At 66.2% G+C, this 14,098-nt stretch carries 11 protein-coding genes; 7 read left to right on the forward strand and 4 right to left on the reverse strand.

Going from position 1 to position 14,098, the window contains the following annotated elements; genetic code table 11:
* Window positions 1-122 precede the first annotated feature (122 nt).
* Window positions 123-1,544, reverse strand: coding sequence for a sodium:proton antiporter (locus tag ABID26_RS17635; RefSeq protein WP_354416007.1), 1,422 nt, complete (start codon window positions 1,542-1,544; stop codon window positions 123-125).
* 37 nt (window positions 1,545-1,581) lie between these two features.
* Window positions 1,582-2,196, reverse strand: coding sequence for a bifunctional nicotinamidase/pyrazinamidase (pncA, locus tag ABID26_RS17640; protein ID WP_292373867.1), 615 nt, complete (start codon window positions 2,194-2,196; stop codon window positions 1,582-1,584).
* A 249-nt stretch (window positions 2,197-2,445) separates the two neighbouring features.
* On the opposite strand from pncA, the gene ABID26_RS17645 reads away from it, so the two are divergent.
* From ABID26_RS17645 to ABID26_RS17670, 6 genes are read left to right on the forward strand one after another with little or no spacing between them, the layout of a single operon-like run.
* Window positions 2,446-3,303 (forward strand): FAD binding domain-containing protein, encoded by an 858-nt coding sequence (locus ABID26_RS17645; protein ID WP_126096705.1) that lies wholly within the window; start codon window positions 2,446-2,448, stop codon window positions 3,301-3,303.
* Window positions 3,300-6,254: a molybdopterin-dependent oxidoreductase gene (locus ABID26_RS17650; RefSeq protein WP_354416008.1), complete on the forward strand. Its 2,955-nt coding sequence runs from the start codon at window positions 3,300-3,302 to the stop codon at window positions 6,252-6,254. The genes ABID26_RS17645 and ABID26_RS17650 overlap by 4 nt, the downstream gene beginning before the upstream one ends.
* On the forward strand, window positions 6,251-7,792 hold the full coding sequence (locus ABID26_RS17655; protein ID WP_354416009.1) for a 6-hydroxynicotinate reductase: 1,542 nt from the start codon (window positions 6,251-6,253) through the stop codon (window positions 7,790-7,792). The genes ABID26_RS17650 and ABID26_RS17655 overlap by 4 nt, the downstream gene beginning before the upstream one ends.
* Window positions 7,792-8,673, forward strand: a complete 882-nt coding sequence (locus ABID26_RS17660; protein ID WP_354416010.1) for a UPF0280 family protein — start codon at window positions 7,792-7,794, stop codon at window positions 8,671-8,673. Before ABID26_RS17655 ends, ABID26_RS17660 begins: the two co-directional genes overlap by 1 nt.
* Window positions 8,666-9,250 (forward strand): amino acid synthesis family protein, encoded by a 585-nt coding sequence (locus tag ABID26_RS17665; protein WP_354416011.1) that lies wholly within the window; start codon window positions 8,666-8,668, stop codon window positions 9,248-9,250. Before ABID26_RS17660 ends, ABID26_RS17665 begins: the two co-directional genes overlap by 8 nt.
* Window positions 9,247-9,708: a MarR family winged helix-turn-helix transcriptional regulator gene (locus tag ABID26_RS17670; protein ID WP_126086407.1), complete on the forward strand. Its 462-nt coding sequence runs from the start codon at window positions 9,247-9,249 to the stop codon at window positions 9,706-9,708. The genes ABID26_RS17665 and ABID26_RS17670 overlap by 4 nt, the downstream gene beginning before the upstream one ends.
* A 178-nt stretch (window positions 9,709-9,886) precedes the next feature.
* Here ABID26_RS17670 and ABID26_RS17675 read toward each other — a convergent pair whose 3' ends face one another.
* Window positions 9,887-10,582 (reverse strand): winged helix-turn-helix transcriptional regulator, encoded by a 696-nt coding sequence (locus tag ABID26_RS17675; protein ID WP_354416012.1) that lies wholly within the window; start codon window positions 10,580-10,582, stop codon window positions 9,887-9,889.
* A 112-nt stretch (window positions 10,583-10,694) separates the two neighbouring features.
* Here ABID26_RS17675 and ABID26_RS17680 point away from each other — a divergent pair, with 112 nt between their 5' ends.
* Window positions 10,695-12,107, forward strand: coding sequence for an FAD-binding oxidoreductase (locus ABID26_RS17680; protein WP_292303587.1), 1,413 nt, complete (start codon window positions 10,695-10,697; stop codon window positions 12,105-12,107).
* 284 nt (window positions 12,108-12,391) lie between these two features.
* On the opposite strand, the gene ABID26_RS17685 is transcribed toward ABID26_RS17680, so the two are convergent.
* A complete protein-coding gene (locus ABID26_RS17685; RefSeq protein ID WP_292303585.1) occupies window positions 12,392-14,098 on the reverse strand; it encodes a hydantoinase B/oxoprolinase family protein in 1,707 nt (568 codons plus the stop codon).

A 14,098-nucleotide genomic window follows, 5' to 3' on the forward strand; every position in this document is an offset into this window, starting at 1 on the left:
GCACCTCTCCTCGCTAATAGCAGAAATTGCCGACAGCGCATACACAAGCGCCATCGCTTCACCATTGGCTCAATGCCGGTGACGACTGACCGATCCCGGCTTCGAAGTCGGCGGCACCTGGCTCATCCGAAGAACAAAAATCCAGCGATCAAAAAGGTCGGGATCAGCACTAGCCCGGACCAGGCCATGTAGCCGAAGAAGCCGGGCATCTTGAAGCCGCGATGCCTGGCGATGGCAAAGACCATGAAGTTGGGCGCGTTGCCGATATAGGTGTTGGCGCCCATGAACACGGCGCCGGCCGAGATCGCGGCCAGCGTCGAGGCGGCGTCGGTCATCAGGTGTCTCGCGTCGCCGCCGGCAAGCTCGAAGAACACCAGATAGGTCGGCGCGTTGTCGAGGAAGGACGAGAGCGCGCCGGTCAGCCAGAAATAGGCGAGGTCGTTCGGCTGGCCGTCGGCGGAGGTGACGAGCGACACCAGCGGCGCCAACGCGCCGTCGACCCCGGCCCGCAGGATGGCGATGACCGGCACGATGCAGATGAAGATGCCGGCGAACAATTTCGCCACTTCGGCGATCGGCCCCCAGGTGAAGCCGTTCGCTTCCCTGTGGCTCTTGTACGAGACTTTTAGGGACAGAAAGGCCAACGCCAGGATGATGGCGTCGCGCATGAGGTTCTGCAGCTCGAGGCTGACGCCGAGGACCGGGATGCTGACGCCCGGCTTCCAGCTGGCGGAAAGCAGGATCGCGCCGATCACGCCGGCAAGCAGCGGCAGGTTTGCCAGCCCGCGCAGGCGCACCTTCGTGTCCGGAGTCGGGTCCTTGATCTTCGGCATGCCGGCCTCGCGGCGATGCAGGATGGTGTCGAGCGCCAGGAAGATGAGCAGTACCAGTCCGCCGACGAACAGCGTGTCGGGCAGGATGTGTATCGTCGTCCAGAAAAAATCGACACCGCGCAGGAAGCCGACAAACAGCGGCGGGTCGCCGAGCGGCGTCAGCGAGCCGCCGATATTGGACACCAGGAAGATGAAGAAAATCACCACATGGGCGTTGAACGGCCGGTTGTCGTTGGCGCGCAGGATCGGCCGGATCAGGATCATCGAGGCGCCGGTCGTGCCGATCAGAGAAGCAAGGATCGCGCCGACAAGCAGCAGGCCGGCATTGGTGAGCGGCGTGCCGTGGATGTTGCCGGCAAGCAGGATGCCGCCGGAGATCGTGTAAAGCGCGAACAAGAGGATGATGAAGGACATGTATTCGGTGAGCAGCGTGTGCAGCACCGCTTCGCCCGCCGCCGGGATGCCGAAGGCGACCGCCAGGGGAACCACCACCAGCGCCGCCCAGGCGGCGGCGATCTTGCCGTAGTGATGTTCCCAGACATGATGGAAGAGCAGCGGTCCGGTCGCGATCGACAGCAGCAAGCCGGCAAAGGGCAGTGCCCACCACAGCGACATCGCCGCGCCGGGCAACTCGTGAGCTTCGGCAGCGAAAGCCGGTTGCGCAAAGGCGACCACAGCTGCGGCAACCAGGCCCGCAGCCAACTCTTTCATCGATACCAAGAAGCCCCCTCGATGCCTCACAGACGGGTCAGTCCGACAAATGGTCTTCGAGCGTCACACCGGTTTCGCGCATGAGAGCGATCATCGCGTCGAGCGAGCCGCTGAGGTCGATGCCGCGGCAGGCGTCGAGCCGCACCGTGGTCTTGAAGCCTTGCTTCACCGCATCGAGGGCCGAGAAGGCGACGCAGTAGTCGGTGGCGAGCCCGACCAGGGTCAAGGTGTCGATGCCGCGTTCCTTGAGATAGCCGGCGAGCCCGGTCGGCGTCGTATGGTCGTTTTCGAAGAAGGCCGAATAGCTGTCGATCGCCGTACGAAAACCCTTGCGGATCACCAGCTCGGCCTTCGTCCAGGCAAGCCCGGAATGGAAATCGGAACCGATGCTGCCCTGGATGCAGTGATCCGGCCAAAGCGTCTGCGGCCCGTAGGGCATCTCGATCGTCTCGAAGGGCTGCGAGCCTGGATGGCTGGAAGCGAAGCTCGAATGGCCGGCTGGATGCCAGTCTTGCGTCAGCACGACATGTTCGGTGCGTCGGATCAAATCGTTGACCAGCGGCACGATCTCGTCGCCGCCGGCAACCGCCAGCGCGCCGCCGGGGCAAAAATCGTTCTGCAGGTCGATGACGATGAGCGCTTCCTCGGCCATGGGGCTTCCTTTCGTTGCGGCTCCACCAGATGCCGCTGACGCGACCGGAGGCAGAACCTTGACCAGATGACCGGTGGCGTCAACCTCCTCCAGCATAACAAAGCTGTGGCGGGTGCTCGGGAAGCCTCTTCGGGAACCTCCGCTTTGACAATTGCGGCGAAGTTGATATCATTTGCATACGAATGAATTTGCCCCGAGCCTGATGCTCGGCAGGTTCCCTCGGAAAGCCCCTTTCTGGGAAGGCAAAGCGTGATCCGTTACGCGAAACCCACCACGGTCGACGAGGCGCTCGCTCTGCTTGGCGAGGACCGTTGGCGCATCCTTGCCGGCGGCACGGATTTCTATCCGGCGCAGGGCGCAAAACCTTTTCGCGACAATGTCCTCGACATCAACGGTCTCACCGCGCTGCGCGGCGTCGCCGAGACGAATGATCATTGGCGGATCGGCGCCCGCACCACCTGGACCGACATCGTTCGCCATCCGCTGCCGGCGGCGTTCGATGCGCTGAAGGCGGCCGCACGCGAGGTCGGCTCCGTCCAGATACAGAATGTCGCTTCCGTCGCCGGCAATCTCTGCAATGCCTCGCCCGCCGCCGATGGCGTCCCGGCGCTTATGGTGCTCGAGGCGGAAGTCGAATTGCGATCGGCGAAAGCAATCCGCCATTTGCCGCTCGGTGACTTCATCCTCGGCAACCGCCGCACGGCGCTGCAGCCAGGCGAGATGGTTACTGCCATTCGTGTTCCGAAGCGCTCCGCCGTCGGCACGTCGGCCTTCGTCAAGCTCGGTGCCCGGCGCTATCTGGTCATCTCGATTGCCATGGTGGCGGCTCGCCTGGTGGTTGAGGATGGAGCGGTCGCCGATGCGGCCATCGCCGTCGGCGCCTGCTCCGCCGTCGCCCGCCGTCTTACCGGCGTCGAGGCGGCCCTGCGCGGGTGCCCGATCAACGAGGCGCTCGCCGACGCGGTCCTGTCCGCGCCGATCGACGAACTGTCGCCGATCGGCGATGTGCGCGGCAGCGCCGAATACCGGGAGCACGCCGCGCGCGAGATCGTTGCCCGCGCCGTGCGTGCCGCCCTCGGCCAGGATAGCGGCAAGGTGGCGGCATGAACGAAGCGCGGCCCGACATCGGCAAGGCCCGGCCGTCCACGAGCATGGCGCGAGCCGACATCGCCTTCGAGGTCAATGGCGCCGCCGTCAGCGTATCGGTGCCGCCGGTGCGGCGGCTGTCGCAGGTTTTGCGCGACGAGTTGCGGCTCACCGGCACCAAGGTCGGCTGCGACGCCGGCGACTGCGGCGCCTGCACCGTGCTGGTCGATGGCGATCCGGTCTGCGCCTGCCTGGTGCCTGCCGCCTCGGTCTCCGGCGCCTCCGTCACCACGGTCGAGGGCCTCGCCAATGGCCGGCTCTCCGCCCTGCAGGCCTCGTTTCTGGAGCATGGCGCCGCGCAGTGCGGCATCTGCACGCCGGGTCTGCTGGTGGCAGCCAGCGCGCTGCTGGAGCACAATCCCGCGCCAAGCGAGGCCGAAACGCAGGATGCGCTGGGCGGCGTGCTCTGCCGCTGCACGGGATACCGAAAGATCATTGCCGCGGTCATGGATGCTGCGCGGCGCGAACCGCCGAAGGTCAGCGCCGCCCCTCATCCGCCTGCCGGCACCTTCTCCCCGTATAGTGACGGGGAGAAGGGACGGGCTCCAGCGCTGGCGACTCCCTGTCCCCGTCCTTCACGGGGAGAGGGTAAGGGTGAAGGGCAGCGCCAACTTCATGAGCTGGACCTCGAGCTTGACCGTAGAATGCCGGCCACCGGCCGCGCCGTCGGCGCTTCGCCGATCCGCCTCGACGGCGAGCCGAAGGTTACCGGCGGCGAGAGGTTCGGCGGCGACTCTTTTCCGGCCGATGCGCTGGCCGTTTTCGTGGTGCGCTCGCCGCATTACCATGCCCGGTTCAGCTTCGGCGATGTTGAAGCCTGGGCCAAATCTCATCCCGGCATCGCAGGCGTCTTCACTGCTGCCGACATTCCGGGCAAGAACTGCTTCGGCGTCATCGGCCCCTTTGCCGATCAGCCGGCTCTGGCCGAAGGCTTCGCCCGCTTCCGAGGCGAGGCGGTGGCGCTCGTGGCGGGTGAGCGCGAGGCGATCCTGGATCTCGACCTTAACGGTTTTCCTGTCGCCTGGACCGAACTGCCGCATGTCCTGCAGCCTCGCGAGGCGAAGGCCGACGATGCCTCGCCGATCCACAAGTATCGGCCGGCGAACCTGCTGACGTCGGGCTTTGTCGAGCGCGGCGATCCGGACGGCGCGCTTGCCGGCGCCGCCGTCACCGCGTCAGGTGCGATCGAGACCTCCTTTGTCGAGCACGCCTATATCGAGCCGGAAGCCGGATACGCTTACTTGGACGGCGACACGCTCGTCGTCGTCGCCTGCACGCAGGCGCCGTATATGGACCGCGATGACACGGCCAAGGTGCTCGGCCTGCCGGTCGAGAAGGTGCGCATCGTTCCGACCGCTACCGGCGGCGGCTTCGGCTCCAAGCTCGATGTTTCGCTGCAGCCTCTTATCGGCCTGGTGGCGATGAAGACGGGCCGACCGGCCGCGCTTGCCTACACGCGCAATGAATCGATGATGTCGACCACCAAGCGCCATCCCGCCGAGATGAAAGCGACCATCGGCACGGATGCCGACGGCTGCGTCACCGGCATGGTCTTCACAGGCGATTTCAACACCGGTGCCTACGCCAGCTGGGGGCCGACGGTCGCCAATCGCGTGCCGGTCCACGCCTCCGGTCCCTATCTGACGCCGAACTATCGGGCGACGGGCTATGCCATCCACACCAACGGCCCGATCGCCGGCGCCTTCCGCGGTTTCGGCGTGCCGCAGGCGACGATCATGCAGGAAACGCTCTACGACGAGCTCGCCGGCAAGCTCGGCATGGACCGGCTCGATTTCCGCCTGAAGAACTGCCTTCGTAACGGCTACGAAACGGTGACGGGCCAACTCCTGGAGTCGGGCGTCGGCATCGGGGAATGCCTGGAGCAGCTTCGTCCGCACTGGGCGCGCGCGCTTGCCGAGGCTGAAACATTCAACGCCGCCAACACGGAGAAAAAACGCGGCGTCGGCGTCGCCTCCTGCTGGTATGGTTGCGGCAACACCTCGCTGCCCAATCCCTCGACCATCAAGGTCGGCATATCGGTCGATGGCGACGTCGTCCTGCATCAGGGCGCGGTCGATATCGGCCAAGGCTCGAACACGGTCATCGCTCAGATCTGCGCCGACGCGCTCGGCCTGCCGCTGGACAAATTCCGGCTGGAGAGCGCCGATACCGCCATCACGCCGGACGCCGGCAAGACATCGGCCTCGCGCCAGACTTTTGTGACCGGCAAGGCCGCCGAGAAGGCCGGCCGCGCGCTGCGCGAAAAAATCCTGCGCTTCGCCAATGTCTCCGGCCAGGCGACGATCGCGCTCGACGGCGCAAACGTCTCCATCCGGGAGGGCGAGGCAACGCGCCGCATCGATCTTGCGACGCTGAAAGCCGATGCCGACGGTTTGGTCTTCGTGGCCGAAGAGACCTACGACCCGCCGACGCTGCCGCTCGACGCCAAGGGCCAGGGCAAGCCCTACGCCGTCTATGGCTATGGCGCGCAGATCGCCGAGCTCGAGATCGATCTCAAGCTGGGCACCGTGAAGCTGATCAAGATCACCGCCGCGCATGATGTCGGCAAAGCGATCAATCCGCTCCTGGTCGAGGGCCAGATCGAGGGCGGCATCGCGCAAGGCATCGGCATGGCGCTGATGGAGGAGTATATCCCCGGCCGCACCGAGAACCTGCACGATTACCTCATCCCGACCATCGGCGACGTGCCGCCGATCGAACACATACTGGTCGAGGTTCCGGATCCGGAAGGACCCTTCGGCGCCAAGGGGCTGGGCGAGCATGTGCTGATCCCGACCGCGCCGGCGATCCTCAACGCCATTCGCCATGCCACCGGCGTCCTGGTCACCAAGGTGCCGGCGACGCCCACCCGCATCCTGGCGGCGATCCGCGACAAGGAGGCGCGCCGATGAGCGAGCTTGCCGAACGTTTCGAAACCCATGATCCCGGCGAGAAGCAGGTGGCGGAAAAAATCCGCTGCGATGCCTGTCCGGTCATGTGCTACATCGCCGACGGCCGCACCGGCGCCTGCGACCGCTATGGCAATGTCGGCGGCCGCATCGTGCGCATGGACCCGCTGACCATCCTCGACCATGCGGCCGAAACCGGCGGCGCGGTCGTGCCTTTCGTTGCCGAGGGCGAAGAGTGGGGCGGCGAGCTGGTCAACACCGGCCGGCGCTTCGTCACGGCGATCGGCGCCGGCACCACCTATCCGGACTATAAGCCGGCGCCCTTCATCGTCAGCCAGGAGGTCGAGGGCGTCGATCTCGTCACCGTCGTCACCGAAGGCATCTTCTCCTACTGCGGCGTCAAGGTGAAGATCGACACCGATCGCCACATCGGCGACGAGACGGCGACCGTGCGGTCGGAAGGCGAGGCGATCGGCCATGTGACGACAGGCGAATACGGCTCGCAGATGCTGTCGCTCGGCGGTGTCCATCACCTGACCGGCGGCTCGAAGTCGGAGGGACGCGCCACCTGCGATGCACTGCTCAATCTCTGCAACAGGAAGCCGGTCGAGCTCACCATCGATGGCGGCGCGACAGTCGTCGTCGAAGCCGGCAAGGCGCCGGTCATCGACGGCAAGGTCGAGCGCCGCATGCGCGTCGGCTGCGGCTCGGCCACCATCGGCATGTTCGCCACGCAATGGCGCGGCCTTGTCGACGAGGTGGTGGTGGTGGACGACCACATCACCGGCGTCGTCTCCGAGCATCAGGCCGGCAAGGTGCTGGGCTGGGAGGATACCGGGATAAAGATCATCGGCCGGCGTTCGACGCCGGGCCGTTATTTCAAGGTGTCGGAACCCGGCCTCGGCTGGGGCGGCACCACGATCTCTGACCCGCTGTCGATCCTCGGCGACTGGAACGCCAAGAAGGGCGCACGCCCCGGCCTGTCGCTCATGATGGTTTCGACCACCGGCGAGCAGTTCGCCTATTACGAGCTCGACGACCAGCTGAAGCCGATCGAGAAGCCGTTTCCGGAGCGGCTGCAGAAATCCGTCGGCTTGATCGAGGACAATTGCGAGCCGGCGCTTTGCACGGTGCTGTTCATCGGCGGCGCCGGCGGCTCGCTGCGCGCCGGCGTCACCGAAAACCCGGTCAACCTCACCCGCTCGGTGCAGGGCCTGAGGACCTATGTGACAGTGGGCGGCGCGCCGGTCTATGTCTGGCCGGGCGGCGGCATCACGCTGATGGTCGACGTCACCCGCGTGCCGGAGGGCGCCTTCGGCTATGTTCCGACCCCGGCGCTGGTCGCGCCGATCGAATTCACCATGCGCCGCGACGACTATGTCCGGCTCGGCGGCTATGAGAGCGAGATCCGCAGCGTCGAGGATATCCTCGCCAAGGGCGGCGAATACCTCAATCCGCGCAGCAATGCCGGCGCGCCGGCAGGCAATCCCTGGCCGCCGCTGGCGCAGTTGCGCCGTGGCCGGGCCAACGGAGCCGGCTGATGAACGGCCCGCAGGCGCATTGGCTTGCCGACGGCAGGCGGCTTCACCTCAACCATGGGCCAATCGATCTTGTTGTCGAGGCTTTCGGCGAGACGGGTGAGTGCCGCGCCGCTTACGCGCAGGCCGTGTCGCGCTTCCAGACGATCCTGACCGAGCTGGTCGAGGAACTTCCCGAATTGCGCCGTCCCGCGTCCTCTATCCCGCGCGCTTTCGTTGGTGCAACGGCGCGGCGCATGGAGGTTGCGGTCGCGCCGCTGGCGGAAAGCTTCATCACGCCGATGGCCGCCGTCGCCGGTTCGGTAGCCGACGAAATTCTGGCAGCGCTGGTTGCCGGGCGGCGGCTCGATCGCGCCTACGTCAACAATGGCGGCGACAGCGCCATCCACCTTGGCAAGGGCGAGACGATGACGCTGGCGATAGCCGGCACCGGGCATGGCATGGCCGACCGCATCACCATCCACGCCGAGGATGGCGTGCGCGGTGTTGCCACCAGCGGCTGGCGCGGCCGATCTTTTTCGCTGGGCATAGCGGATGCCGTCACCGTGCTGGCGCGGACCGGCGCCGAGGCGGATGCCGCGGCGACACTCATCGCCAACGCCGTCGACCTGCCCGGGCATCCGGCGATCCGTCGCGTGCCGGCGCGCGAGCTGGCGCCCGACAGCGATCTCGGCGCCCGGCTGGTGACACAGGGCGTCGGCGCGCTTGCATCCGGCGAGGTGGCGCGGGCGCTGGACAACGGCCTTGCCGTCGCCGAAGATTTTCGCCGGCGCGGCCTGATTGCCGCCTCGGCGCTGTTCCTTGCGGGCGAGTCCCGCATCAGTGGTTCCGTGGCGCTCGCCGCGCCCAACAAACATAAAGCGAAGGAAACTGCCCATGCCTGAATTTCCGATCCGCAAGGTTGCGGTGCTGACCGAGGAAATCTTCCACGACGGCGGCCCCGTGGCAAAAGAACCGCGCCTGCGCGCGGCAGCTCTCGCCGTGGTGAAAAATCCGTTCGCCGGCCGCTATGTCGAGGATTTGCAAGGCGCGATGGAAGACCTGAAGCCGCTCGGGCTGCTGCTGTCCGACAGACTGATTGCAGCACTTGGTGGCGACGTGAAGAAGATCGACGGCTACGGCAAGGGCGCCATCGTAGGTTCCGCCGGCGAGCTGGAGCACGGCGCGCTGTGGCATGTGCCGGGCGGTTATGCAATGCGCGAGAGGCTGGGCGACGCCAAGGCGATCGTGCCGTCGGCCAAGAAGGTCGGCGCCTTCGGCGCGCGGCTCGACGTGCCGCTCGGCCACATCAACGCCGCCTATGTCCGCAGCCATTTCGACGCGATGGAGGTCGGCGTCAGCGACGGCCCGCGTCCCGACGAAATCCTGTTCTGCCTCGCCATGACCTGCGGCCCGCGCGTCCACAACCGCATGGGCGGTCTCGCTGCCGAGGACATCAAGGCATGGGACGGCTTGAGATGAGTGGCGAGGACAATCTGCTGCGGCTCGTCGAAGCCGAAGAGCCGGACGAAAACAACTACCATCTGCAGGACCAGGTCGGCTTCATCCTGCGCAAGGCGCATCAGCGCCATGTCTCGATCTTTGCCGCTCACATCGGCGATCTGACGCCGCCGCAATTCGCCGCTTTAGCCAAGCTCTACGATATCGGCGAGACCTCGCAGAACCAGCTCGGAACGCTGATCGCGATGGATGCCGCCACGGTGAAAGGCGTCATCGACCGGCTGAAAGCGCGCGGGCTGGTCGAGCTCTCCAAGCACGAGGTCGACAAGCGGCGCCTGCTGGTCAATCTGACGCCGGAAGGCCGCGAGGCGATCGAGCGGCTGATCCCGCTTGCCCGCACCATCACCGAGGAGACTCTTGCGCCCCTGACGGCCAAGGAAGCCGCGACGTTCCTGCGGCTGCTGGCGAAGCTGGCGTGATCGCGCCGGCGATCCGTCGCGCCCCCTCTGGGGTGCACGATGGGAGGCCGCATCCAGGATGTCAGCCCGCAGGACTAGAGCATGATGCCGAAAAATGTGAGGCGGTTTTCGGACGACATCATGCTCTATCTCTTTGATTTAGAGCCGGATTCAGATTTCGGATCGACTCGATCCGAAATCATCCGGCTCTAGTGACGGTGCGGGAGACCGGCCTGATGTTGGCGAACGTGCTGCGGGCGTTCCAGGTCGGGAAAGCTCTTGCGAGCGACAGGTCGCCGTCGAGTTGGATGCGGTCGTCGCGGGTGGCCTGAGCCCAAGTAAGCTGTCCGGCGTGCCACTTGACGAAGGCTTCGGCTTCCGCCGTGACGTAGAGGTCCTCGTCGAGGCCGGGATTCGTCTTGCAGATCTCGGTGTCTCCAAGCTCGATAAGTAGCCAATAGCGCTCACGGCGCGGGCGGCCGGTGAAGTCGAAACGGATGACGACGCGTCGATCCGGGAGCCGGTCCCGGCGGAGCGCATTGCACATCGACCATAAGGCCACAAAGGGGTCGAGATGCTGGGGCGCGATCTCGAGCCAATGCGCTCCCCATTCGCCGAGCGATTGGCAAACCGCGAAGAGGTCGTGGCCGGCGAATGTGAGCTCGTAGTGGCGCCCGCGCCCGTCGGGCTTGGGTGCCGACTCGACGACACCGACCGATTCGAGCTGCTTGAGCCGCTCCGAGAGCAGCGTACGGGAGAGTCCGGGCGCGCCCTCCAGGATCTCGCTGAAGCTTCCGCAGCCAAGATACAGGTTGCGGATGATCAGCGGTGTCCAGCGCTCGGCGAAAATCTCGGCGCCGCGGGCGATGGGGCAGTACTGGCCGTACGTTCTCACACCGCCAGTGTTCCACGCCCGCCGTCGGCTGTGAAGTCCAGATTCTTGACTATACGGCAGCGGCACGTGGTGGTTCCGATATAGCCTTCCTTCGAGAGAGGAGGACACGACAATGACAACCATGATCGCAGACGTCGGCCACCGGAGCCAGGAAACAGGCGTCGCGGAGATCGGCGATTTCCGGGGCAGGCTGATCAGTGCCGACCAAGCCGACTACGACACCACCCGCGCCGTGTGGAACGGCGCCATCGACCGGCGCCCGCGCCTGATCGCCCGATGCATCGGGACCTCCGACGTGATCGCGGCCGTGCGTTTCGCCCGCGGCCACGATCTGGAGATCGCCATACGGGGTGGAGGCCACAATGTGGCGGGCACCGCCGTTTGCGACGACGGCATCGTCGTCGACCTCTCGGCGATGCGGGGCGTGCGGGTCGATCCCGCAAACCGCCGGGCCTGGGTACAGGGTGGCGCGCTGTGGGGCGATGTCGACCACGAGACGCAGGCGTACGGTCTCGCCACCACTGGCGGAATCGTGAGCCACACTGGAGTCGCCGGACTCACCCTCGGCGGTGGCGTCGGCTGGCTGATGCGCAAGCATGGCCTCACGGTCGACAACCTCGTCGCCGTCGATCTCGTGACGGCCGACGGCGAGCTGCTGCGGGCATCCGAGGACGAGCACCCCGACCTGTTCTGGGCGCTCAGAGGCGGCGGCGGCAATTTCGGCGTGGTCACCTCGTTCGAGTTCCGTCTCCACGCCGTCGGGCCGACCGTTCTGGCCGGGCCCATCCTTTGGGACGCGAACGACGCCGGGGACGTCCTCCGCTTCTACCGCGACTTCGTCCGCGATGCTCCCTGCGAGCTCGGCACGGTCGTGAGGTTCGGTACCGCCCCGCCGCTGCCCGTCATCCCTGAGGAGCTACATTGGCGCCCCATGATGATCGTGGGTAGCTGCTACGCCGGGCCGATAGAAGACGGTGAGAAGACGCTCCGGCCGCTCCGCGCATTCCGGTCCCCCCTCCTCGACCTGGTCGGGCCCAAGCCGTACGCGGTATTCCAGAGCGCGCTCGACTCGACCGTCGTCCACGGCTGGAACTACTACTGGAAGTCCACCCATCTACCCGAGCTCCGCGACGACCTCATCGACGTGATCGCCGGGCATGCGTTCTCCGCTTCGTCGCCACGGTCCTACGTGGCGATGTTCCATCTGAAGGGGGCGGTGAGCCGGGTGGCCGAGGGCGAGACGGCGTTCGGGAACCGCCAGGCGTCGCACGCGATCACCCTTGATGCGGTGTGGCGGCCCGGCGAGGACTATGGCGACCGGGATACCGCCTGGACGAAGAGGTTTTTCGCCGCCCTCGGACACTTCCGCGAAGGCGTTTACGTCAACTTCCTCGGCGGGGACGAAGATCCGGACCGGGTCCGCGAGGCGTACGGCGACTCTGTGTACGACCGGCTGGTGGACGTGAAGACCACATACGACCCCGACAACGTCTTCCACCACAACCAGAACATCCGCCCGGTTTGAGGGACGGTGCAGGCGGTTCCGGCGCGGCCGATGTTAATATGCGGGGTAGTGTTGCAGATGGGTGCGCCACTGCCGGAGGCGCCAGGGCGGCGCGTCTCGTCCGGGCTAGTGCTCGAGCAAAGCCCTGACCGCGACAACGAGCGATCCGCTCAGTTGCGTCTTCGGCAGCAGCAGGCGCGAGCCGATGAAAACCCTGATGACACGACCGGCTGGGTGAGAATGCCCCTCCTTGATCCCGCGCATGATCCTCGTTCTGTGCAAACTCGGCCGCTTCCGCGACGCCGTTAGCCGAGAGACCCCCCGAACATCTCGCTGGCCTGCTCCGCCGTGTAGTAGCCGAGCCGGACATCCTCGGCGACCAGCGTCGGATCGCGCTCGCGCGGGTCGCCATAGCCGCCGCCGCCCGGCGTGCCGACGCGCACGCGGTCGCCTGCCTTGAGGGCGATGTCCTGTTCCTTGGAAAGGTGCGGCGGCACATGCGCTTCGCCGCCCCGGAACACGGTCACGCTGTTCGGCGCGCCGTCCCTGCCGCCGAGCGCGCCCTGCGGCCCGAAACGGCCATGGTCCATGACGAAGGACGCGCGGGCTTCACCTCGCAGGATCTCCACCTCATAGGCCAGCCCGAAGCCGCCGCGATGCCTGCCGGCGCCGCCCGAGCCTTCGCGCAGCGCGTAGTGACGGTAGAGCACCGGAAAGGCCTGCTCCATGATCTCGACCGGCGGCGACTTCGAAATGCCGATGGTCGAGCAGCCATTGCTCAAGCCGTCATGGCCGGCATTGCCGCCATAGCCGCCGCCCGAGATCTGGTACATGACGTAGTCGCGCCCGCGCGCCGGGTCGTTGCCGCCGAGCGCGAAATTGCCGCTGGATCCGGCGGGCGCCGCTGTCACCTTCTCCGGCAGCGCCTGAACCATGGCCGCGAACACTGCTTCGGCGATGCGCTGCGACACCTCCGCCGCGCAGCCCGAGACCGGGCGCGGATATTTCGCATCGAGGAAAGTGCCTTCCGGCCGCTTGACGTTCAGCGGCTCGAAGGCGCCGGCGCTGATCGGCACTTCCGGAAAAATATGCCGCATGGCGAGATAGACCGACGACAAGGTCGTCGCCAGCACGCTGTTCATCGGCCCGGCGCAGGGTTTCGAGGAGCCGGCAAAATCGAAGGTGAGCGTGTCGCCTTTCTTCTCGACGGCGAGATTGACGGTCAGCGGCTCGTTCACCACCCCGTCGGAATCGACGAAAGCCTGCGAGCGGTAGACGCCGTCGGGTATGACGGCTATCGAGGCGCGCATCTGCTCGGCGGCGCGGCTGCGCAGCTCGGCGATCGCCTTCACGACAGTTTCGTCACCGTAACGATCGAGTATCTCATTGAGTCTGTCCTGGCCGATCAAGAGTGCTGCCGCCTGCGCGCGGATGTCGCCGATGCGCTGGTCGGCGACGCGGATGTTGGAGCAGATGATGGCGTAGATCTCGGGATCGAGCACGCCCTTCTTGAACAGTTTCACCGGCGGCAGGCGCAGGCCTTCCTGCTCGACCGCTGTGGCCGATGCCGAGAACCCGCCTGGCACCGAGCCGCCGATGTCCGGCCAATGCCCGGTGTTGGAAAGCCAGCAGAAAATCTTGCCGGCCCGATAGACCGGCATGACGAAGCGCACATCCATCAGATGCGTGCCGCCGAGATAGGGGTCGTTGACGATGTAGATGTCGCCGGGCTCCGGCGTCAGGCAACGGCCGTCGGCGATCATCTCGATCACCGTCTTGGTCGAATATTGCATGACGCCGACGAACACCGGCAGGCCCTGGCTGCCTTGCGCGATCAGCGAGCCGTCGACCGCCGAATAGATGCCGTCCGAGCGGTCGTTGGCCTCGGCGATGACCGGCGAGAAAGCCGCGCGGGAAAACGTCAGGTCCATTTCATCGCAGACCTGCTGCAGCGCGGCCTGCAGCACCGAAAGCGTGATCGTGTCGAGCTTTGCCCCTTCGAACGCTGGCAT

The organism is Mesorhizobium shonense, assembly GCF_040545255.1.
GTDB classification, from domain to species: Bacteria; Pseudomonadota; Alphaproteobacteria; order Rhizobiales; family Rhizobiaceae; genus Mesorhizobium; species Mesorhizobium shonense.